Source organism: Neorhizobium sp. P1_A6 (assembly GCF_056406795.1).
Window position 1 is genome coordinate 80229 of record NZ_JBFTZM010000010.1, and the last position, 20793, is coordinate 101021.

Below are 20793 nucleotides of genomic sequence, written 5' to 3' on the forward strand. Positions count from 1 at the left end.
CATGCTTTCCCTGCGCATAGACAATCTGGCCATGTCGTTCCCCGGGCTGAACAGCCCGGTTTTGCAGGTCGATTTTCTGACGATCGCCGCCGGCGAGCGCGTTGCCGTCACCGGCGGCTCCGGTTCCGGCAAGAGCACCTTCATCAATGTGATCACCGGGCTTGAGCGCCCCACCTCCGGAAAGGTCGTCTGGAGCGGCGAGGATATCGCCCGGCTTTCCGAGACCGCGCGCGACCGCTGGCGGGCCGAACATGTCGGCCTCGTGATGCAGGATTTCCATCTTTTTCCCGGTCTCTCGGCGGTCGAGAACGTGCTTCTGCCGGCGCGGCTGGCCCGTGTCGCCGATGCGGCGCTGATCGCCCGCGCACACGACCTCCTCAAAAGCGTAGGCCTTTCCCGTCCGAGCCAGAAGATCGAGACCATGTCGCGCGGCGAGATGCAGCGTGTGGCGATCGCCCGCGCGGTGTTACGCAAGCCGGGCGTGATCGTTGCCGACGAACCGACCGCCAGCCTTGATGTGGAGGCCGGCGAGACGGTCGGCCGGCTGCTTCTGGACATGTCCGGCGAAACCGGAAGCACTCTGATCGTCGTTTCCCATGACCAGCGCCTGATCGACCGGCTCGATCGCCGCATCACGCTTAGCGCCGGCCGCATCGTTTCCGACAGTTTTCGCGAAGAGGTCGCGGCATGATCCGCTTCATCGCCGCCGATCTGCGCCGCCTCTGGCTTGGCGCTGTGGTCGTTGTGCTGCTGGTTGCGCTCGCCACCGCTCTCGGCGTCACCGTTACGCTGCAGGAACGCGCCCTGCGGCTCGGCAGCGCCCGCGCCGCCGACAAGTTCGACCTGGTGATCGGCGCGGCCGGCAGCGAAACCCAGCTCGTGCTCTCTTCGATCTTCCTGCAGCCGGCGCCGCTGCCGCTGATGCCGGGCGAGGTGCTGGCAAAACTCTCGAAGGATCCGCGTGTCGCCTGGGTGGCGCCGGTCGGGTTCGGCGATTCCTTTGCCGGCTACCCTTTGGTCGGGACGACCCGCGCGCTGATCGGCAGCACCGTTTCCGGCTTTGCCGCAGGCCGCATGTTCGAGAAAGAGGGCGAGGCGGTGGTCGGGGCGGCAGTGAAGCTGCCGGTCGGGGCCGAAATCAAGCCCATGCACGGCACGGCGGCGATGGGCGGCGAGACCCATACGGGCGTCGTATACCACGTCACCGGCAAGTTGCCGCCGACGGGGACGCCCTGGGATCGGGCCATTCTGGTGCCGATCCAGGCGGTCTGGCACGTCCATGGCCTCGGCCACGATCATGAGCATGAGGAAGAAGAGCACCACGAAGACAGAGCAGCACAGGTAACGCAGGCTGCGGCCGCCACGGATGAGCATGCTGACGAGGATCACGATCATCACGGTTCCATCGATGCGGATGCGGTGATCGATGAAAATTTCACAGCCGATGCGCAGGGCCTTCCGGCGGTCCTCGTAAAGCCCAAGACGATTGCCGATGCCTACAAGCTCCGCCAGGAATATCGCAACGGCAATACGCTCGCGGTTTTCCCGGGCGAGGTGCTCACCAGCCTCTATGCGACGCTCGGCGATGCCAAGATGGTGCTGAGCGCCGTGGCCGCCGGATCGCAGGGCCTGGTGGCGGCAGCCTTGGTCCTGGTCACCGTCACCCATATCGGCCAGCGGCGGCGCCAGATCGGTGCGCTACGGGCTTTTGGCGCGCCGCGGCTGTCGGTTTTCGCCATAGTCTGGTTCGAGCTCTTCCTGCTGGTCGCGCTCGGCATCGGTCTCGGCTTCCTGACCGGCCTCGCCGCTGCCCGGCTGATCGCCAACGCCTTCACCGTCAAGAGTGGCATCATCCTGCCGGTCGGCTTTGTCGGCGAGGACCTGCGCATGGCGCTGATCCTGCTCGCCGCATCGGCGGCTCTGTCCGCCGTGCCGGCCATTCTCGCCTACCGCCAGTCGCCGGCGGCAGCCCTGCGGGCCTAAACCAGCGCCTTGATCGTCGAAATCACCTCGTCGTCGACGTCGAGCCCCTGCTCGATCGCCTTCCGGCGCGCGTTCTGGCCGCGCCGCCCTGGCAGGCGAACGCCCTCTTCGGAGGCCATCTCGAGGGCAAGTTCGGCGATCCGCTCTGCAGCCGAGGCCGTGCTTGCGGAAGGGTCGATGACAATAAGCGTCTGACCGACCGAGGGCGGCGAACCTTTCTCGTCCATGAACGAGCTTGCCTCGTAGGAGAAGTTCGATCCGGTCAGGCCGGCCGACAGGATCTCCACCATCAGCGCCAGCGCCGCACCCTTGGCGCCGCCCGAGGGCGCCATCAGACCCTTGTGGGCCGCGTGCGGATCGGTGGTCGGCTTGCCGTTGGCATCGAAGGCCCAGCCTTCCGGAATGCTCTCGCCCTTCTGGCGCGCGGCCATGATCTTGCCAGCCGCGACGGTCGAAAGCGCCAGATCGATGACCAGCGGATCCTCGCCGGCAACCGGTGTCGCAAAGGCGATCGGGTTGGTGCCGAACAGCCGCTTCCTGCCGCCCCAGGCGGCCATCGAGGCCGGCGCATTGGCAAACATCAGCGCCACGAGGCCTTGTTCGGCAAACCGCTCCACGGTCAGCGCCATGACGCCCGCATGGTGAGAGCGATGGATGGCACCGAGCGCGATGCCTTGTTCCCGGGCGATTTTCGGAAGCTCGGCGACTGCGATATCGAAGGCCGGATAGGCGTAACCGAATGCCGCATCGACGACAAGCACCGCCGGACGCGGCCGGGTGGCGACGGGTCTCGCCTTGCCATCGACCTTGCCGGAGCGTGCCTGGCCGATATAGGCGGGAACGCGGCGGAGGCCATGGCCGTACTGCCCGGCAGCTTCCGCATGCACGAGCGCATGGGCGACGGAGCGGGCGGTATCGGCAAGAACGCCGTTGGCTTCGAATACGCTCTGAACGAGCGTTTCGGCGTCATAGAGAGTGATGTGCATGCTGGAGATCCAGATTGGTTCGGGGACGAACGCCGCGAGAAAATCAGGCGGTTATTCGCACTTTACCGGCTGGCTGAGTGAACTTGCAACACCGGAAGGCGGCGCAGGGATGGGCGAAGCGCGTCGGACAGCCGAAGCGACATAGTCGTCGATAGACGCGTTGCCCGATGACCCCGCGACCGAGACATTGCCGATGTTGCCGCTGCCGTCGAAGCTGAAGCGGACCGTAACGATGCCGGTTCCGTTGCCGGGGCATTTGCGGGCGTAGCGAGCAATCTTCGTTCTCACGCGCGTCATCCACTGCTGCGGCGAAACCGACGACGAAAATAAGCTGGTGGAATTTTGGCTGGCGGCCGTGCGGTCCGATTGCTTGGCCTGGATCTTTGCCTCGGCCATGTCCGGCCGGGCCTGCTGTTGCTGTTGCTTCGGTTTCTGGACCTTCTTCACCGGTTCCTTTTTGGGCTCCGGCTTTTTCGGCTGTTCCGGCGGCTTTTCCGCGACCGGCGGCAGGGGCCGCACTAACGGCAGCGGCGCTTCGACATTTTCGAGCGCCGCCGTCATCTGTTCCTCGACCGGCTTGATCTCCTCGATCGGCTCCGGCGGGGGTTCCACCACGGGCGGCTGCACCGGTTCAGGCTCGACCGGCTCGGCGACTTCCTGCAGCGGTGGTTCCACCGGCTGCTCGACAGGTTCTGCAACGGGCTCGGGCGTCGGTTCGGGTCTCGGCTGCTCAACGGGCTCCGGCTGCGGTTCCTCGACAGGCTCCGCCTGCTCGCTCATCACCTGTTCCTGCTCCTGCATGTCAGGAGAGATCTGCTCTTCCTCGGTGTTGGCGGCTTCCGGCTCTGGCGCAAGCTCGATCATGATCGCCGCCGGCGGTGCGTTGTCGGCGGGCACATCCGGTTGTTCCCGCATCAGATAGGCCGCGGCGCTGAAATGTACTGTCAGCATCAGCAGTCCGGCAGCGCCCCATAGCGCCAGTTCGCCGACGCGTCCGCCCGGACTTGTCTGCGAGATGACGAGGCTCATGGATTGCCTCCCGTTGCCGGAACGGCGGGTGCGGCCGCAGGAGCATTCCCAGCGGGCGCCGGCACCGCCGGTGCCGGCAGCGTCTCAAGCCCAACCAGCGCGATTTTGAGATAGCCGGAATCGCGCAACAGGTTCATGACCTCCATGAACTGGCCGTAATCGACCGCCTTGTCCGCGCGCAGGAACACGCGGGTGTCCTTCTTGCCCTCCGTGACGCGGTCGAGGGTTGCGGCAAGCTGCTCGCGCTGCACGGCGTCGTTGCCGATATTGAGGCTCAGATCTTCCTTGACCGTCAGGTAGAGCGGCTCGTCCGGCCGCTCAGCCGGCTTCGCGGTCGAGGCGGGAAGATCGACATTGATGTCCACGGTCGCCAGCGGCGCCGCCACCATGAAGATGATCAGCAGCACCAGCATGACGTCGATGAACGGCGTCACGTTGATCTCGTGGTTTTCGGAAAGCTCGTCGCCGTGCTGTTCGCGGATGCCGCCGGCCATGGTCGATCAGCCTCCTGCCACCAGCGAGACCGGCGCCTTGCGGCCGCCCGGGGGAACCTTGCGGAAATCGAGGTCGCGGCTCACCAGCCGTTCCACACCCGCTGCGGCATCCGCCAGCAGCTGCCGGTAACCGGTGATGGAGCGGGCGAAGACGTTGTAGATGACAACCGCCGGAATGGCCGCGACGAGGCCGATCGCGGTCGCCAACAGCGCTTCGGCAATGCCGGGCGCGACGACGGCGAGGTTGGTGGTCTGTGATTCCGAAATGCCGATGAAGGCGTTCATGATGCCCCAGACGGTGCCGAACAGGCCGACGAACGGGGCGGTGGAGCCGATCGTCGCGAGCACGCCAGTGCCGCGCGACATGCGCCGGCCGGCATAGGCCTCGATGCGGGAAAGCGCCGAGCCAACCCGCTCCTTCACGCCGTCACCATGGGCATGGTCGAGAGCCGCTTCTGAAAGCTGCATTTCTTCTGCCGCGGACCGCAGCATCAGCGCCGCGGGACCGCCGCGGCCGGCGGCGGCGCCGACGGCCTCCGAAAGCGTGCGGGAAGTGCGGATGACCTTCAGCGTGCGTGCCGCGCGAGTGCGGGCGCCTGCAAGCTCCAGCGTCTTCGCGAGCCAGACGGTCCAGGTGATCAGCGACGCGAACGCGAGCCCGATCATCACGCTTTTGACGACCCAATCGGCCGCCATGAACATGCCCCAGGGCGAAAGGTTGTGCGGCAGGTCCGAACGCCGTCCAGGCTCCAGGAACTGGGTGAGCATGTCGATCGGCTGGCGCGCCGGCGGCGGCTGGGCCGGGGTCTGTTGCGGGCTGGCAGGCGTTGGCTGGGCAGCATTGCTCGCCGGTGCTCCCGTCGGAACGGCGGGTTGCGGGGCGGAAGCTGCCGGCTCATTCGGCACCGTGCGGGAGGTTGTAGGCGCTGCCTGCACGGCAGGAGCGGGAGCCGCCTGCGTCGGGTGGGCACCAGAAGGTGAGGTCGTCTGCGGTGGCGGCGGCGCTTGCGTTGACGCATCCGGAGCAGGCGTCTGTGCCATCACCGTCGAAGCCGTCATTGCCAGTGCCGCGAGGGCCATCGGAAACCGGCTCCTCATCGGTTGGCGCATCGAAAAGGCGGGCTTCAGGGCAGCGGTCATGGCAGGCGATACTCCGGACTGTTCGTCATCGCGGACAGCGCCGGAGCGCCAGGTCGACGATGACGGAAACGGGCATCCGAACGCCGCCGGCCACTGCCGCCGGGTTCGCGATGTTGCAGCTACCGGATAATAAACATGAGTAGAAATGGCAACTAATAAATCTTGAGAATGCCGATCACATTAATGCGGGACGGGATCATTACCCCATTTGCGCTGGATCGGCATTCCCTGTGCCGGAAAATTGGCTGACGGACGCCTACCGCGCCAGCCAGCCGCCGTCGACCGGCAGCACGATGCCATGGATATAGTCGGAGGCCGGCGAGGCGAGGAATACGGCGGCCCCGCCGAGTTCTTCCGGCTGGCCCCAGTGTCCGGCCGGAATACGGCTGAGGATTGCCGCGTTGCGATCCGGGTCGTTGCGCAGTGCCTCGGTATTGTTGGTCGAGAAATAACCCGGTGCAATGGCGTTGACGTTGATGCCCTTGCCTGCCCATTCGCAGGCGAGCAACCGGGTCAGGCCGGCAAGGCCGCTCTTCGAGGCCGTATAGGAAGGGATGCGGATGCCGCCCTGGAAGGAGAGCAGCGAGGCGATATTGACGATCTTGCCGCCCTTGCCCTCGGTGATCAGCCGGCGTGCAAACGCCTGGGAGAGGAAGAACACGGTCTTCAGGTTGACGTCCATCACCGCATCCCAGTCGGCCTCGCTGAAATCGATCGCGTCGGCCCGGCGGATGATCCCGGCATTGTTGACGAGGATGTCGGCCCGCCCCGTCCATGCGACCGTTTCGCTAATGATCCGATCGACCGGCTCGAGCGTCGAAAGGTCCGCCTGGATCGACAGACTGCGCCCACCCGCCGCGCTGACTGCGGCTTCCGTCTCGGCCATGGAGGAGCGTCCGACCAGCGCCACGTCAGCGCCGGCCTGCGCCAGCGCCACGGATATCGCCTGGCCAAGGCCCGTATTGGCGCCGGTAACGATCGCCGTCTTGCCCGTCAGGTCGAATGAAATCGGCATGTTGTCCTCCTCGGAAACTGGAAATGCGGATATAGGGTAGATGCTTACCGTCGCGAGCTCTCCGGTTGAAGCTGAAAATTTTTGCCATATCGAGGCCGGGCCTCGACGGGGGGAGATGGATTGACATCTTTTATGCGTCCATCCGGACTCGTGGCGCTCCAACGGATGCGCCACGGGCGGCGGATCAAGCCGCGAACAAAGAGTATGAATTTGTTTGGGGCCTCGTCGCGGCCAGTTCCTCACGAGAAACCGAATACCCAAAATGCCAGGAGCCGCCCGTGAAGGTCACGGGCGGCTCCTTTAATTGTTCGGGCTGTTCGCCGGAGGTCACAGCGAGCGCGTGATATGCTCCACGCGGAAGCATTCGATGACGTCGCCTGCGCGCATGTCTTCGTAATTCTCGAACGCCATACCGCATTCCTGGCCCATCGGCACTTCGCTGACTTCGTCCTTGAAGCGCTTGAGCGTCTTGAGCTTGCCTTCGTGGACAACGACGTTGTCGCGGATAAGGCGGACGCCCGCTCCACGCTCGACCTTGCCCTCGACGACACGGCAACCGGCGACCTTGCCGACCTTGGTGATGTTGAACACTTCGAGGATCTCGGCATTGCCGATGAAGGTTTCGCGGCGTTCCGGAGAGAGAAGGCCCGACATCGCCTGCTTCACGTCATCCACCAGATCGTAGATGATGTTGTAGTAGCGGATCTCGAGACCTTCGCGTTCAGCGGCTGTTCGTGCCTGCGGATTGGCGCGGACGTTGAAGCCGATGATGGCCGCATTGGATGCCTCGGCAAGCGAGATATCCGATTCGGTGATGCCGCCGGCACCCGAATGAACGATGCGGGCACGCACTTCGTCGGTGCCGAGCTTGTCCAGTGCGCCGATGATCGCTTCGATCGAACCCTGCACGTCACCCTTGATGACCAGCGGGAATTCCTTCAAGCCGGTATTCTGGAGCTGGCTCATCATCTGTTCGAGCGAACCGCGCTGGCCGGACTGGCGGGCAGCCGCCTTGTCGCGGGCAAGCCGCTGGCGATATTCGGAAATCTCGCGGGCACGGCTTTCGCTCTCGACCACGGCGAACCTGTCGCCGGCGGCCGGAGTGGCAGAAAGACCGAGCACCTCGACCGGCATGGCCGGACCGGCTTCCTTCACATGGTCGCCCTTGTCGTTGACGAGCGCGCGAACGCGACCCCACTGATCGCCGGCGACGATGATCTGGCCCGGCTTCAGCGTGCCCTTCTGGACGAGCACGGTCGCAACCGCGCCGCGGCCACGGTCGAGCTGGGCTTCGATGACGATGCCTTCGGCCGTCCGGCTCGGATCGGCCTTGAGGTCGAGGATTTCGGCCTGCAGCAGGATGGCTTCGAGCAGCTTGTCGAGATTGACCTTGTTCTTGGCCGACACTTCGACGTCGAGCACTTCACCGCCGAGCGATTCCACGAACACTTCGTGCTGCAGAAGCTGCTGGCGAACCTTGTCCGGGTTGGCTTCGTGCTTGTCGATCTTATTGATCGCCACGATGATCGGAACACCCGCTGCCTTGGCATGGGCGATCGATTCGATCGTCTGCGGCATCACGCTGTCGTCGGCTGCAACAACCAGGATTGCGATATCCGTCGCCTGAGCACCACGGGCACGCATGGCCGTGAAGGCGGCGTGGCCGGGGGTATCGATGAAGGTGATCTTCTGGCCGTTCTGTTCCACCTGATAGGCGCCGATATGCTGGGTAATGCCGCCGGCTTCGCCGGAGACCACGTTGGCATGGCGGATGGCGTCGAGCAGCGAGGTCTTGCCGTGGTCGACGTGGCCCATGATGGTGACGACCGGCGGGCGCGAAACCATTTCGCCTTCGTCGTCGGCAACGTTGAAGATGCCTTCTTCGACGTCGGATTCGGAAACACGCTTGACGGTATGGCCGAATTCGCCGGCGATGATCTCGGCGAGGTCGGCGTCGATGACGTCGCCCGGCTTCATCATCTGGCCTTCCTTCATCAGGTACTTGATGACGTCGACGGCGCGTTCGGACATGCGCTGCGACAGTTCCTGAATGGTGATGGTTTCCGGCAGGATGACTTCGCGCATGACCTTTTCGCGCGTTTCCTGCATCTGGCTGCGGCGGAACTTCTCCTGCCGGCGGCGGGTGGCGGCCATCGAACGGCCACGGGCATTGCCGTCGTCGTCCGTGCTGACCGTGGTCACCGTCAGCTTGCCGCGGCGGCGTTCGTCTTCGGTCTTCGGGCGGGCCGGAACCTTGGCGGGAGCAGCGACGGGGACTCGGCCACGGCCGGGTGCGCCACGCGGCGGGCCGCGATCCTCATCTTCTTCGTCAGCGCCCTTGCGGCGACCGGCAACCGGCAGTGCCGCAGGTGCGGCGCCGGGTGCTGCGGGCCGCGGAGCCTGCGGACGTGTTTCGCCCGGACGGGCGGTAGCGGCTCCAGCAGCGCGCTCGGCCGGCTTTTCGGCAACCGCGGGTGCAGGCGTCTCGGCCGGGGCAGGAGCCTCGACCGGTTCGACCTTGGGTTCGGCAGCGCGGCGGGCAGCCTCGGCGGCTTCCTCTATTTTGCGGCGTTCTTCCTCGACCTTGCGGCGTTCCTCGTCTTCGGCGCGCTGCTTGGCCTCGATGACCTCGCGTGCCTGCGCTTCCATCAGCGCACGGCGACGGGCTTCCATCTCGCCGGCCGAAAGATCATGCAGGACCGCGCCGCCCTGACGCTGCTGTGGACGCTGCGGTTGGCCGGACTGCTGCGGACGCTGCGGCTGGTTGGGCTGCTGCGGGCGCTGCGGTTGATTGGATTGCTGCGGACGCTGGTTCTGCTGCGGCCGTGCGTTCTGCGAGCCCGGCTGATGGACGCGCGCTGCCGGAGCGGCCGGCTGCTGCGGTGCTGGGCGCTGGGGAGCGGCCGGCTGTGCGACAGCCTCTACCACCCGCGGCGCGGGCGCCGGGGCTGCGGGTGTGATTACCGGCTTTTCGTCCAGTGGCCGGGTTGGCCGCCGCTTCACTGTCTCGACGACGACGGCCTTGGTACGGCCGCGACCCATGTCCTGGCGGACGGTACCCTGGCTCATCCCGGATGGCTTCAGTGTAAGGGTCTTCTTTACGCCGAGTGTCTTATCGTCTTTGCTATCGGTCATTCCGTTCCTGTTCCTTCGGACAGGAACGGATGGAAGCCATCAGAACCCGTCGTTTAATCCGTATATATCGATGTGCGTCCGGCTAAAGCCGGTGACCGCGTCATTGTTTCGGCATGTCAGCGACACCTTTTGTCTGGGACAGACCGCCCATGCGGTACTGTTCAAGTAGGTTTGCGCGCTTCACTACACCCTCACCCGCCTGCCCCGCAAGCGCGCAGGCATGGATAAAAGCATTCTGGCCCATCACTTCGTCCAATTCCGCGCTGGTAAAGAGCGAAAAGGACGGAATGTCTTCCCCGGTATTTGAACCGAGCTTCCAGGCCTTGCGGGCCTGGTCTATTTTCCTCACTCCATCGGCGGCCGCATCGGCCGCATGGAACACCGCGAGCGCAGCACCTGAGCGCACGGCAGCATCAACTTTCGTTGCGCCGGTGACGAATTGGCTCGCCTTGCGCGCCATGTTCATCATGCCGACGAGATCGGCGGCGAGCAGGCGATCCACCAGCGCGCCGAGATCCGCATCCGCCTTCGCCTCGGCCTTGAGGGCCCGGGCGAAGAGCTTTTTCTGAACTGCCCGATCGACGAGCGACCGTTCAGCCTTGATCCAGCAGCCACGGCCCGGAAGCTGACGCTTCAGATCGGGCACGACCTGACCATTCGGGCCAGCCACAAAGCGGATCAGCGTTTCCGGTGATCCCGCCTCGCGGGTGACGATGCAGGTACGGTCGTTCACGACGATCTCGCCCAGGTCATCATCGACAGGTCCGTCATCATTGTGGTCCGGCTCATTCGCGAGCGGGATCATTCCTGCTCAACGGCGTCCGCCTCCTCCGCTTCGGCTTCCGGCTCGGGGGCACCCTTTGCGAGATCTTCCTCGGTGATCCAGCCTGCCGACAGGCGGGCCTGGACGATCATGTTTTCAGCTTCGACGCGGGAAATGTCGAACTTCGAGAACAGGCCTTCGAACTTCTTCGTCACGCCGTCCTTGCGTTCGCTCCAGCCAACGAGGTCGTCGGCGGCGCAGCCGGCAAAGTCCTCGATCGTCTTGATGCCGTCTTCGCCGAGCGCGACGAGCATCTGGCCGTTCAGGCCGTTGATCTGCCGCAGTTCGTCTTCTACGCCGAGCTCCTTGCGCTTGGCGTCCATCTCGGCTTCGATCCGCTCCAGGTATTCGCGGGCGCGGGTCTGGATTTCGGTCGCGGTGTCTTCGTCGAAACCGTCGATCGAGGAGATTTCGTCGAGATCGACGTAAGCCAGTTCCTCGACCTGGGCAAAGCCTTCCGAAGCCAGCACCTGGCCGACCATTTCGTCGACGTCGAGGGCGTCCATGAAGAGGTTGGTGCGCTCGTTGAATTCCTTCTGGCGGCGTTCCGACTCTTCGGCTTCCGTCATGATGTCGATATCCCAGCCGGTCAGCTGCGAGGCGAGGCGGACGTTCTGGCCGCGGCGGCCGATGGCAAGCGACAGCTGCTCGTCCGGAACCACGACTTCGATGCGCTCGGCATCCTCGTCGAGAACCACCTTGGCGACTTCGGCCGGCTGCAGCGCGTTGACGATGAACGACGCCGGATCCTGAGACCACGGAATGATGTCGATCTTCTCGCCCTGCAACTCGCCGACAACCGCCTGAACGCGGGAACCACGCATACCGACGCAGGCGCCGACCGGATCGATCGAGCTATCGTTCGAGATCACGGCGATCTTGGCGCGCGAGCCCGGATCGCGGGCGACCGACTTGATCTGGATGATGCCGTCGTAGATTTCCGGCACTTCCATGGTGAACAGCTTCACCATGAACTGCGGATGGGTACGCGACAGGAAGATCTGCGGGCCGCGCTGTTCGCGACGGACATCATAGACGTATGCGCGGACGCGATCGCCATAACGCATGTTCTCGCGCGGGATCATTTCGTCGCGGCGGATGATGCCTTCGCCGCGGCCGAGATCGACGATGACGTTGCCGTATTCGACACGCTTGACGGTGCCGTTGATGATTTCGCCGACGCGGTCCTTGAACTCGTCGAATTGGCGATCACGCTCGGCTTCACGCACCTTCTGGACGATGACCTGCTTGGCCGACTGGGCGGCGATACGGCCGAAATCCATCGGCGGCAGCGGGTCGGCGATGAAGTCGCCGATCTTGGCATCGACGTTGCGGTCGAGCGCCAGCGCCAGCGGGATCTGCGTGCCGTAGTCTTCGGCGTGCTCGACGACTTCCAGCAGGCGCTGGAGCCGGATTTCGCCGGTCTTGGAATTGATGTCGGCACGGATATTGGTTTCCGAGCCGTAGCGGGAGCGGGCAGCCTTCTGGATGGCGTCGGCCATCGCAGCCAGCACGATCTCGCGGTCGATGACCTTTTCGCGCGCCACTGCATCCGCGATCTGCAGAAGTTCAAGCCGGTTCGCACTCACTGCCATTGTCGTTGGTCTCCGTAGGTCAAAAGATGAGGCCTTTCCGGGGGAAAGGCACAAGTCTCTGTTCGGTTTATTCGTCTTCTGCTTCTTCGTTCTGGTTCGCGGCCTGCGCCTTGGCGAGCTTGTCGGCCCGAAGTGCGTCGCGGATCAGATCGTCGGTCAGAATGAGCTTTGCCTCGGCCAGTGCCGAAAACGGGATCGTTACCCGTGGTTCCTCGCCATAGGCGACCTGGTCCCGCTCGATCGTGAAACCGTCCGCATCGCTTTCGGTGATCCTGCCGCGGAACCGCTTGCGATTGTCGATCATGATCGACGTTTCGCATTTGACCAGATGGTTCAGCCAGCGGGTGAAATCCGACTTGCGAACCATCGGGCGGTCGATGCCCGGCGAGGACACTTCGAGATGATACTCCCGATCGATGGGATCTTCTACATCCAGAACCGGCGAAATCGCCACGGATACGGCTTCGCAGCCTTCCACATCCATGGTGCCGTCGTTGCGCTCGGCCATGATCTGCAGCGTCGCGCCGTTCTGGTTCAGCATCCTCACACGCACCAGACGATAGTCCATGGCGGTCAGCACGGGCTCGATGATTTCGGCGACCCTGAGGTCAAGCCCGGTCTCGATGATGAGCCGCGGCTCGTATTCGGTTTGCGGCATAAGCTCTCCGGCAATCATTGCCCCATAGCTGGGCCCAATGTCTGGGTTACAGTGATCGCCTAACAAAAAAGAGCGGGTCCGGTGGGGCCCACTCTTCATCGGACGATCAAGAATATGGGGTGCATATACGCTTTCGGCCTTGCGATTGCAAGAGTCGCATATTCTCCGGCCCTAGCGACTGGAATTTGGTTCTGCCGGGTCTATAACCGTTTGGTACGACGCATGAAAGAACGAGGATAAAAGTGCCCGATCGGATATCGACCCTGGCTCCGTTCAGGCATCCAACGTTCAGAACCATCTGGATCGCCAGCCTCGCTTCCAATTTCGGCAGCCTCATCCAGGCCGTCGGCGCGGCGTGGATGATGACCTCGATCACCGATTCCGAGGACATGGTTGCGCTGGTCCAGGCCTCGACCGCGCTGCCGATCATGCTCTTTTCGCTGATTGCCGGCGCGCTTGCCGACAACGTCAACCGCCGCAGCCTGATGCTGACGGCGCAGTTCTTCATGCTCACCGTCTCGCTCACCCTGACGGTTTTTGCCTATCTCGACCTGCTGACGCCCTGGCTGCTTTTGACATTCACCTTTCTGCTCGGCTGTGGCGTGGCGCTCAACAACCCGGCCTGGCAGGCTTCTGTCGGTGATATGGTACCTCGCGAGGTGCTGCCGGCGGCGGTGACGATCAACAGCGTCGGCTTCAACATCACCCGCAGCGTCGGCCCCGCGATCGGCGGCGCGATCGTAGCGGCTGCCGGCGCCGCCGCGGCGTTCGCCGTCAATTCGATGAGCTATTTCGCGCTCATCTATGCCTTGATCCGCTGGAAACCGGAAAGCCGCGACAACGCGCTGCCGCGCGAGACGCTGCTGCGGGCGCTTTCGGCGGGCCTCGGTTACGTCGTTATGTCGCCCAACATTCTCAACGTGCTGTTCCGTGGCCTTGTCTTCGGTCTTTCGGCGAGCGCCGTCCTGGCGCTTCTGCCGATCGTCGCCCGCGACCTGGTTTCCGGCGGCCCGTTGACCTACGGCATCATGCTTGGCGCCTTCGGGGTCGGTGCCATCGCCGGTGCCATGGCAAATTCGCGACTGCGTGAAAAGCTGACCAGCGAATCGATCGTCCGCCTGTCCTTCCTGGGTTTCGCCGCGAGCGCCGCGATCATAGGCCTGAGTTCAAGCACGGCGCTGACGGCGATCGTCCTCCTCGTGCCCGGCGCCTGTTGGGTGCTGGCTTTGTCGCTGTTCAACACGACGGTGCAGCTTTCGACGCCGCGTTGGGTGGTCGCGCGCGCGCTTTCATTCTACCAGACGGCGACGTTCGGCGGCATTGCCGGCGGAAGCTGGGTGTGGGGGATACTGTCCGACACGTTCGGGGTGTCGATCGCGCTCACATTGTCGAGCCTCGTCATGCTGCTTGGCGCCGTGATCGGCATGCGCCTGCCGCTGCCCCAGTTCAGCGATGCCAATCTCGATCCGCTCAACCGGTTCAACGTGCCGCTGCTGAGCCTCGACCTGCAGCCGCGCAGCGGCCCGATCGTTTCCCTGGTGGATTACACCATCGCCGACGAGGATGTGCCGGAATTCCTGGCACTGATGTCGCAGCGACGCCGTATTCGCATTCGCGACGGTGCGCGGCAATGGGCGCTGATGCGCGATCTGGAACATCCGGAAATCTGGACGGAGACATACCATACCGCGACCTGGGCCGATTACGTGCGCCATAACCAGCGCCGCACCCAGGCGGATGCCGAGGCCTGGGATGCGATCCGCAGTCTTCATCGCGGCGAAGAAGGCCCCCGCGTCCACCGGATGATCGAGCGTCAGGCGATCCCGCCGGGCGACGACATATTCCATAAATCGCCCCCCGACCTGCACCACTAGATCCGATGTTTTCCTTCCGAAAAGCCCGCCGCTCCGATCTCCTCGCCATTGTCGAACTGCTCGCGGACGATGCGCTTGGGCAGGCTCGCGAAGTCGTGTCCGATCCGGTCGATCCCCGCTACGAGCAGGCCTTTGCAGCGATCGAGGCTGACGGAAACCAGCTTCTTGCAGTCGCGGTGAACCGGAAAGACAAGGTGGTAGGCTGCCTGCAGCTTTCCTTCATTCCGGGCCTGTCACGCACCGGCCTGTGGCGCGGCCAGATCGAAAGCGTGCGGATCGCTGCAAGCGAGCGCGGCAGTGGGCTGGGATCGCAGTTCATCGAATGGGCAGTGGAAAAGTGTGTCGAGCGCGGCTGCAAGCTGGTGCAGCTCACCTCCGACAAGGCGCGGCCGGATGCGATCCGCTTCTATGAGAAGCTCGGCTTCACCCCGAGCCACGAAGGCCTGAAACGCAGCCTCTGACTATCTGATCTTTCCCTTGAGCGACGGATCGGGAAAACACGTTGGAGCAAGGCCGTTCTTTGCCTGCCAGTCGCCGAGCGCACGGCGGGTCTTGTAACCCGGCAGGCCGTCGACATTGCCCACGTCATAACCCTTGGCGACCAGCGCCTTCTGCATGGCGAGCACGTCTGAGCGCAGCATCTTGCCGACATCGCCCCAGGGTGCCTGGAACGGTCCTGCACCCGAGGCGATCCGGTCGGCGAGATTGCCGATGAACAGCGCATAGAGGTCGGAATTGTTGTATTCCTTGATCACGTAGAAATTCGGCGTGACGACAAATTCCGGTCCGTTGCGCCCCGCCGGCACCAGCATCATGCCGTCCGCCTTGAGGTCTGCCGCGGGAAAAGCCTTGCCGGAAATGCGGGTGATGCCGGTTGCCGCCCAGGCGGAGATCGGCTTGGCGAGATCCGGCCCTTCCTGCGCGCAGGACACTTTCGCGGGGATCGTCACTTCGAACCCCCAGTCGCGGCCGCGCTGCCAGCCTTCCTTCTGCAGGTAGTGGGCGATCGAGGCAAGCGCATCCGGCACCGAATTCCAGATGTCCGGGCGACCGTCACCGTCGAAGTCGACGGCATATTTCAGGTAGCTCGACGGCATGAACTGCGGCTGGCCGAGCGCCCCCGCCCAGGAACCCTTCATCGTCGCCGCATCGACATCGCCCCGCTCGATCATCTTCAGCGCCGCAATCAGCTCCTCGCGGAACATGTCCTTGCGGGTCGACATGAAGGCCTTGGTCGCCAGAACCTGCACGGCGGAATAGGGCATCCGCGCTTTGCCGAAGCCGGATTCACGCCCCCAGATGGCGACGACGATCTCGCCCGGCACGCCATAGGCCGCTTCGATCTTCTTCAGCGTCGCCGAATAGGTGGAGGCAAGCCCGCGGCCGGTCTCGGCGAGCCCCTGCAGCCGCTTTTCGGAAAAGTAGGCGCCGGGAGAGGAAAACTCCGCCTGGCTCTGGTCCTGCTGCTTCGGCGGTTCCGAACCCGGCGGTACCAGGTCCGGCAGGTCCCAGTTGAGCGTCACGCCCTGGAAGGCGGTCTTCAACGTCTTCTCGGAGATACCGGACTTCTTGGCCACCGGAGCCAGATCGCCGGCGATCCACCGCTGGAACTGCTTTTCGACGTCGGGACGGTTTTGGGCGAGCGCGGGGAGGGGGAGGAGGGTTGTGAATATGGCGAAAGCCAATGCTACCGCTCGTCTGGAGGCACCCCGCCCGGCGGCACCCCCCTCTGCCCTGCCGGGCATCTCCCCCTCAAGGGGGGAGATTGAATCGTTGCGAGGTCCCGGCCACCCTGAACGACGCGATTGGAGCGACGTCGGCGCGACTTGCCGATCTCCCTCCTTGAGGGGGAGATGGCCGGCAGGCCAGAGGGGGGCGAGCTTGCTCATCGTTATCCTCTTCAAACGCTAAATCACCGTCCGCGCCCGAAGCGCCGCCGTCAGCGTGCCCTCGTCGAGATAATCGAGCTCTCCGCCGACCGGCACGCCATGCGCCAGCCTCGTGATCTTCACGTCGATGCCGGAGAGCTGGTCGGTAATATAGTGGGCCGTGGTCTGCCCCTCGACCGTCGCGTTGACGGCGATGATGATCTCGCGGACGATGCCCTCGTTGACCCGGTCGATCAGCCCGCGGATGTTGAGGTCGTCGGGGCCGATGCCGTCGAGCGGCGAAAGCGTGCCGCCGAGCACGTGATAGGCGGTGTTCATCGCGCCCGTCCGCTCCAGCGCCCAGAGGTCGGAGACGTCTTCGACGACGATCAGCATCGTCTGGTCGCGGTGGATATCGGTGCAGACCGTGCAGGGATCGACGGTATCGACATTGCCGCAGCGCGAGCAGATCTTCACCTTGTCATAGGCCTCGCCCATCGCGCTCGAAAGCGGCCCGAGCAGCTGCTCCTTCTTCTTGATCAGATGCAGCGCCGCCCGGCGCGCCGAGCGCGGCCCGAGACCCGGGACCTTTGCCAGAAGCTGGATGAGTTTTTCGATTTCGGGGCCGGTGACTCGCTTTGCCATTTTCTCCCTTTAGCCCATATGCCTTAAAAACGGAATCGCGGAAGGACCGCTTATGAAACTTCTCGCCGTCTGCCTCGGACATCCGGAAAGGCTGCCGGGCAAGAGCTTCAAGACCGGCATCTACAAACACGCCGTCAACGGCGCCGTCATGATCGATAGCCTCGGCCTCGTCGGCGATGCGGTCTGCAACACGAAACACCACGGCGGCGAGGATCAGGCGATCCTGCTCGAAGGCTCGCTGACGTTGGACTGGTGGGCGGCCGAACTCGGCCGCGATTTTTCGCCCGGCACGTTTGGCGAGAACCTGATCGTCGAAGGCCTCGACAACCGCGATGTCGCCGTCGGCGACCGTTTTCATATAGGCGAGGTCGTACTGGAAGCCAGCTGCGCCCGCTCTCCCTGCAACACGCTCGCGGTAAAGATGGGCGATCCGAAATTCCTGAAGACCTATACCAAAGCCGGCCGCCCCGGCATCTATTGCCGCGTCGTCAAGCCTGGCATGGTCACGCCCGGCGATTCCGTCCGCCACGAACTCTATGCCGGCGAACGCGTCATGATCGCGGAAATGCTGGCGGCCGTCGGCAAGGCCTTGTCGGAAACCGAAAGAGCCCGCTTCCTGGCCGCACCCATCGGCAGCCGCTGGAGGCCGACATTCGAGACCTAGCGCGTCGCGATCGCCGCTGCCGCACTGGCCATCGCGCCGGCCGAAACCCGGTTGGCGATCCTCACGGCCCGAGGGCTTTTCAGGAACTGGCGGGCCTTGGCGGCGAGCAGCACCCAGGCAAGATCGACGACCACGAGCACCAGGAACATCGCGACGACCAGTTCCAGCCACCCGGTCAGCGTCACGCCGCCGAGATCGATGATCGAAGGCAGCAGCGCCACATAGAACATCATGATCTTCGGGTTGCCGAGCGTCACGGTGAGGCCGGCGAAAAACATCTTCGGCACGGAGCGATTTTCCGGAAGCTCTTCGCCGGAGCCGGCGGGTTCGGTGAACCACATCTTCCAAGCGAGATAGAGGAGGTAGGCGACGCCGATCCACTTGATGGCCACGAAGACGGCATGGAAGCTTTCGGCGATGGCGGCAAGACCTGCGACCGCAAACGAAAGCCATATGGCCTCGCCGATCCACATCGCCGCAAGAAACGGCAGTACGTCGCGATAACCCTTGGACAGGACCCGCGCCACGAGCGCGGCTATGCTGGGACCGGGCGAACCTGCGGCGACGAAAAGTGCCGCTGCGAAAACCAGAAGCGATGCAAGCGTCATCGGAACCTCCCTATTCCATCAGACCAGGATCAGAACGGCATCTTGAAGCCGGGCGGGATCGGCAGGCCGGCGGTCAGTTCCTTGGTCTTCTCGGCGGTGATCGTCTCGGCGCGCTCCTTGGCGGCCTTGTGGGCGGCGACGATCAGGTCCTCGAGGATCTCGACATCGTCTTCCTTGAACAGCGACGGATCGATCTTGAGGCCGAGCATGTCGCCCTTGCCGTTGAGACGCACGGTCACCAGCCCGCCACCGGATGTGCCTTCGACGTCGAGAGCGGCGATTTCCGCCTGCATCTGCTCCATCTTGGCCTGCATTTCCTTGACCTTGCCCATCATGCCCATGATGTCGCGCATCTGTCTCGTCCTCTTCTCTTATAGCTCGATGTCGTCGCCGGGCAGGATGTCGCCCTCTTCGGATTCCGCGGTCGCCGGTGCCGGCAGGTCCTCGGTCTCGCTTTCATCCTCTTCGCTGGCGCGAATGCGCACGTCGGTGATCCGAGCGCCGGGGAACTGGGCGAGGATCGCCGCCACGTCAGGATCGGCGCGGGCGTCGGTGAACTGCGCCTCCCGCACGCTCTTTTCGGATTCGACCAGCGTCGGCTCTCCGGCCTCGTTGCTGAGCGTCACCCACCAGGTAATCCCGGTCCATTCCTCCAGCCGCGCCTTCAGGTCGCCGGCAATGGTTTTCGGCGCGTCACCGGAAAGGTTGATCTCCAGCCGGCCCGGCTCGATCTTCACCAGCCGCACGAAATTGCGCAGCAGCGCCTTCAGCCGCGGATCGCGGTTCTTGGAGCAGAGATCGGCGATATCCTGGATCGAATTGACGGGTACCTTCGGCACCGGCTTTTCGGCCGGCTGTTCTTCCGCGCGGCCGACGGGCATTTCGCGCGGTGTCGTATTCGGCACGGCCTGCAGCATCGCGGTCGGCCCGCCAGCCGGAATCCGCGGGCCCGACATTTCGGTGCCGCGGGCATTGACAGGCGATTGCGGCGGCGAAACGGGCCGTCCACCGCCATTGCCGTTCGGAGCCGGCGCCCGCTGGCCGTCGCCATTGGAAAAATCGGCAAGCCGGCGGGCGGCATCTTCCGGCGAGGGAAGATGGGCCGCGTGCGTCAGCCGGATCAGCACCATTTCGGCGGCACCCGCCGGGCGCGAGGAATTTTCCGCTTCCGGAATGCCCTTCAGCAGCATCTGCCAGATGCGCGACAGCGTGCTGACCGCCACGCCGTCTGCAAATTCCCGGCCGCGCACGCGCTCCACTTCGCTGATCGAGGGGTCGTTGGCGGCGTCCGGGATATATTTGAAACGGGTGGTCAGATGGGTGAAATCGGCCAAATCGGTCAAGACCACGACCGGATTGGCGCCGGCCTCGTATTGCGCCGTGAATTCCGAAAGCGCCGCCGTCACGTCACCGCGCACGATATGCTCGAACAGGTCGACGATGCGGGCGCGGTCGGCAAGCCCCAGCATGCCGCGCACGGTCTCGGCGATCACCTGGCCGCCGCCATGGGCGATCGCCTGGTCGAGCAGCGACAGCCCGTCGCGCGCCGACCCTTCTGCTGCACGGGCGACCATGGCAAGCGCTTCCGGCTCGGCCGGAATGCCTTCCTTTTCCAATATTGAGGTGAACAGGTGAACCAGGTCCGCGGCGCTGATGCGGCGCAGGTCGAACCGCTGGCAGCGCGACAGCACCGTGATCGGAACCTTGCGGATTTCGGTCGTCGCGAAGATGAATTTCACGTGCTCCGGCGGCTCTTCGAGCGTCTTCAACAGGCCGTTGAAGGCCTGTGTCGAGAGCATGTGCACTTCGTCGATGATATAGACTTTGTAACGCGCCGAGACCGGACGGTAGCGCACCTGCTCGATGATCTCTCTTATATCGTCGATGCCGGTATGGGAGGCGGCGTCCATCTCGATCACGTCGACATGCCGGCCTTCCATGATCGCCTGGCAATGTTCGCCGGGGATGCGAAGGTCGATGGTCGGTTTGTCGATGTCTGGCGTCTTGTAGTTCAGCGCGCGGGCGAGGATGCGGGCGGTCGTCGTCTTGCCCACCCCACGAACGCCGGTCAGCATATAGGCCTGGGCGATGCGGCCGGTCTCGAACGCGTTGGTCAGCGTGCGGACCATCGGCTCCTGGCCGACCATCAGGTCCGAGAAATCCTTAGGTCGGTATTTGCGGGCGAGCACCCGGTATCCGCTGCCTGTGGCGGGATTGGCGGCGGAAGTGCTTGAAGATGTGGGCCCGGTATCGCTCATTCAGTCCTGCCAGCCTGC

19 protein-coding genes are annotated in these 20793 nt (G+C 64.2%); 5 read left to right on the forward strand and 14 right to left on the reverse strand.

Features of this window, described 5'->3' with window-relative positions; translation table 11 throughout:
• The first annotated feature begins 1 nt into the window (after window position 1).
• Window positions 2-691, forward strand: coding sequence for an ABC transporter ATP-binding protein (locus AC1D3C_RS20050; protein WP_477484189.1), 690 nt, complete (start codon window positions 2-4; stop codon window positions 689-691).
• Window positions 688-1983, forward strand: coding sequence for an FtsX-like permease family protein (locus AC1D3C_RS20055; RefSeq protein WP_477484081.1), 1296 nt, complete (start codon window positions 688-690; stop codon window positions 1981-1983). The genes AC1D3C_RS20050 and AC1D3C_RS20055 overlap by 4 nt, the downstream gene beginning before the upstream one ends.
• Here the strand turns inward: AC1D3C_RS20055 and AC1D3C_RS20060 are convergent.
• The 9 genes from AC1D3C_RS20060 to rimP all read right to left on the reverse strand — a co-directional run bounded on the left by AC1D3C_RS20060 (window position 1980) and on the right by rimP (window position 12858).
• A complete protein-coding gene (locus AC1D3C_RS20060) occupies window positions 1980-2969 on the reverse strand; it encodes an Ldh family oxidoreductase (protein ID WP_477484082.1) in 990 nt (329 codons plus the stop codon). The genes AC1D3C_RS20055 and AC1D3C_RS20060 overlap by 4 nt on opposite strands.
• Before the next feature lie 51 nt (window positions 2970-3020).
• Window positions 3021-3998: a cell envelope integrity protein TolA gene (tolA, locus tag AC1D3C_RS20065; protein WP_477484083.1), complete on the reverse strand. Its 978-nt coding sequence runs from the start codon at window positions 3996-3998 to the stop codon at window positions 3021-3023.
• Complete coding sequence (exbD, locus tag AC1D3C_RS20070; RefSeq protein ID WP_477484084.1) at window positions 3995-4492, reverse strand: TonB system transport protein ExbD; 498 nt, start codon at window positions 4490-4492, stop codon at window positions 3995-3997. The genes tolA and exbD overlap by 4 nt, the downstream gene beginning before the upstream one ends.
• Window positions 4493-4498: 6 nt before the next feature.
• Complete coding sequence (exbB, locus tag AC1D3C_RS20075; protein WP_477484085.1) at window positions 4499-5632, reverse strand: tonB-system energizer ExbB; 1134 nt, start codon at window positions 5630-5632, stop codon at window positions 4499-4501.
• A gap of 256 nt (window positions 5633-5888) precedes the next feature.
• Window positions 5889-6647: a 2-dehydro-3-deoxy-D-gluconate 5-dehydrogenase KduD gene (gene kduD / locus AC1D3C_RS20080; protein WP_477484086.1), complete on the reverse strand. Its 759-nt coding sequence runs from the start codon at window positions 6645-6647 to the stop codon at window positions 5889-5891.
• A gap of 327 nt (window positions 6648-6974) precedes the next feature.
• Entirely contained in the window at window positions 6975-9782 is a 2808-nt protein-coding gene (gene infB / locus AC1D3C_RS20085; RefSeq protein ID WP_477484087.1) for a translation initiation factor IF-2, read from the reverse strand.
• A 100-nt stretch (window positions 9783-9882) separates the two neighbouring features.
• Window positions 9883-10587: an RNA-binding protein gene (locus AC1D3C_RS20090; protein ID WP_038547893.1), complete on the reverse strand. Its 705-nt coding sequence runs from the start codon at window positions 10585-10587 to the stop codon at window positions 9883-9885.
• Complete coding sequence (gene nusA / locus AC1D3C_RS20095) at window positions 10584-12200, reverse strand: transcription termination factor NusA (protein ID WP_477484088.1); 1617 nt, start codon at window positions 12198-12200, stop codon at window positions 10584-10586. Before nusA ends, AC1D3C_RS20090 begins: the two co-directional genes overlap by 4 nt.
• Before the next feature lie 67 nt (window positions 12201-12267).
• Window positions 12268-12858 (reverse strand): ribosome maturation factor RimP, encoded by a 591-nt coding sequence (rimP, locus tag AC1D3C_RS20100; protein ID WP_038592094.1) that lies wholly within the window; start codon window positions 12856-12858, stop codon window positions 12268-12270.
• A gap of 242 nt (window positions 12859-13100) precedes the next feature.
• On the opposite strand from rimP, the gene AC1D3C_RS20105 reads away from it, so the two are divergent.
• Complete coding sequence (locus tag AC1D3C_RS20105) at window positions 13101-14732, forward strand: MFS transporter (RefSeq protein ID WP_477484089.1); 1632 nt, start codon at window positions 13101-13103, stop codon at window positions 14730-14732.
• Between the two features lie 5 nt (window positions 14733-14737).
• Window positions 14738-15193, forward strand: coding sequence for an N-acetyltransferase family protein (locus tag AC1D3C_RS20110; RefSeq protein ID WP_477484090.1), 456 nt, complete (start codon window positions 14738-14740; stop codon window positions 15191-15193).
• Here the strand turns inward: AC1D3C_RS20110 and AC1D3C_RS20115 are convergent, their stop codons facing one another.
• Together AC1D3C_RS20115 and recR are read right to left on the reverse strand one after the other, a co-directional pair.
• Window positions 15194-16477 carry a lytic murein transglycosylase gene (locus tag AC1D3C_RS20115; RefSeq protein ID WP_477484091.1) on the reverse strand — a complete coding sequence of 428 codons (1284 nt, stop codon included), beginning with the start codon at window positions 16475-16477 and terminating at the stop codon, window positions 15194-15196.
• Between the two features lie 162 nt (window positions 16478-16639).
• The gene (recR, locus tag AC1D3C_RS20120) at window positions 16640-17245 is read right to left on the reverse strand and encodes a recombination mediator RecR (protein WP_477484092.1); all 606 of its coding nucleotides are present in this window, start codon (window positions 17243-17245) and stop codon (window positions 16640-16642) included.
• A 52-nt stretch (window positions 17246-17297) separates the two neighbouring features.
• Between recR and AC1D3C_RS20125 the strand changes: the two genes are divergently transcribed.
• Window positions 17298-17909 (forward strand): MOSC domain-containing protein, encoded by a 612-nt coding sequence (locus AC1D3C_RS20125; RefSeq protein WP_477484093.1) that lies wholly within the window; start codon window positions 17298-17300, stop codon window positions 17907-17909.
• Here the strand turns inward: AC1D3C_RS20125 and AC1D3C_RS20130 are convergent.
• Genes AC1D3C_RS20130 through AC1D3C_RS20140 form a run of 3 tightly spaced genes read right to left on the reverse strand, consistent with a single transcriptional unit; the run spans window position 17906 to window position 20775 of the window.
• Window positions 17906-18517 (reverse strand): LysE family translocator, encoded by a 612-nt coding sequence (locus AC1D3C_RS20130; RefSeq protein ID WP_477484094.1) that lies wholly within the window; start codon window positions 18515-18517, stop codon window positions 17906-17908. The genes AC1D3C_RS20125 and AC1D3C_RS20130 overlap by 4 nt on opposite strands.
• A gap of 29 nt (window positions 18518-18546) precedes the next feature.
• Entirely contained in the window at window positions 18547-18870 is a 324-nt protein-coding gene (locus AC1D3C_RS20135) for a YbaB/EbfC family nucleoid-associated protein (RefSeq protein ID WP_477484095.1), read from the reverse strand.
• An 18-nt stretch (window positions 18871-18888) separates the two neighbouring features.
• Window positions 18889-20775, reverse strand: coding sequence for a DNA polymerase III subunit gamma/tau (locus AC1D3C_RS20140; protein WP_477484096.1), 1887 nt, complete (start codon window positions 20773-20775; stop codon window positions 18889-18891).
• Window positions 20776-20793 lie beyond the last annotated feature (18 nt).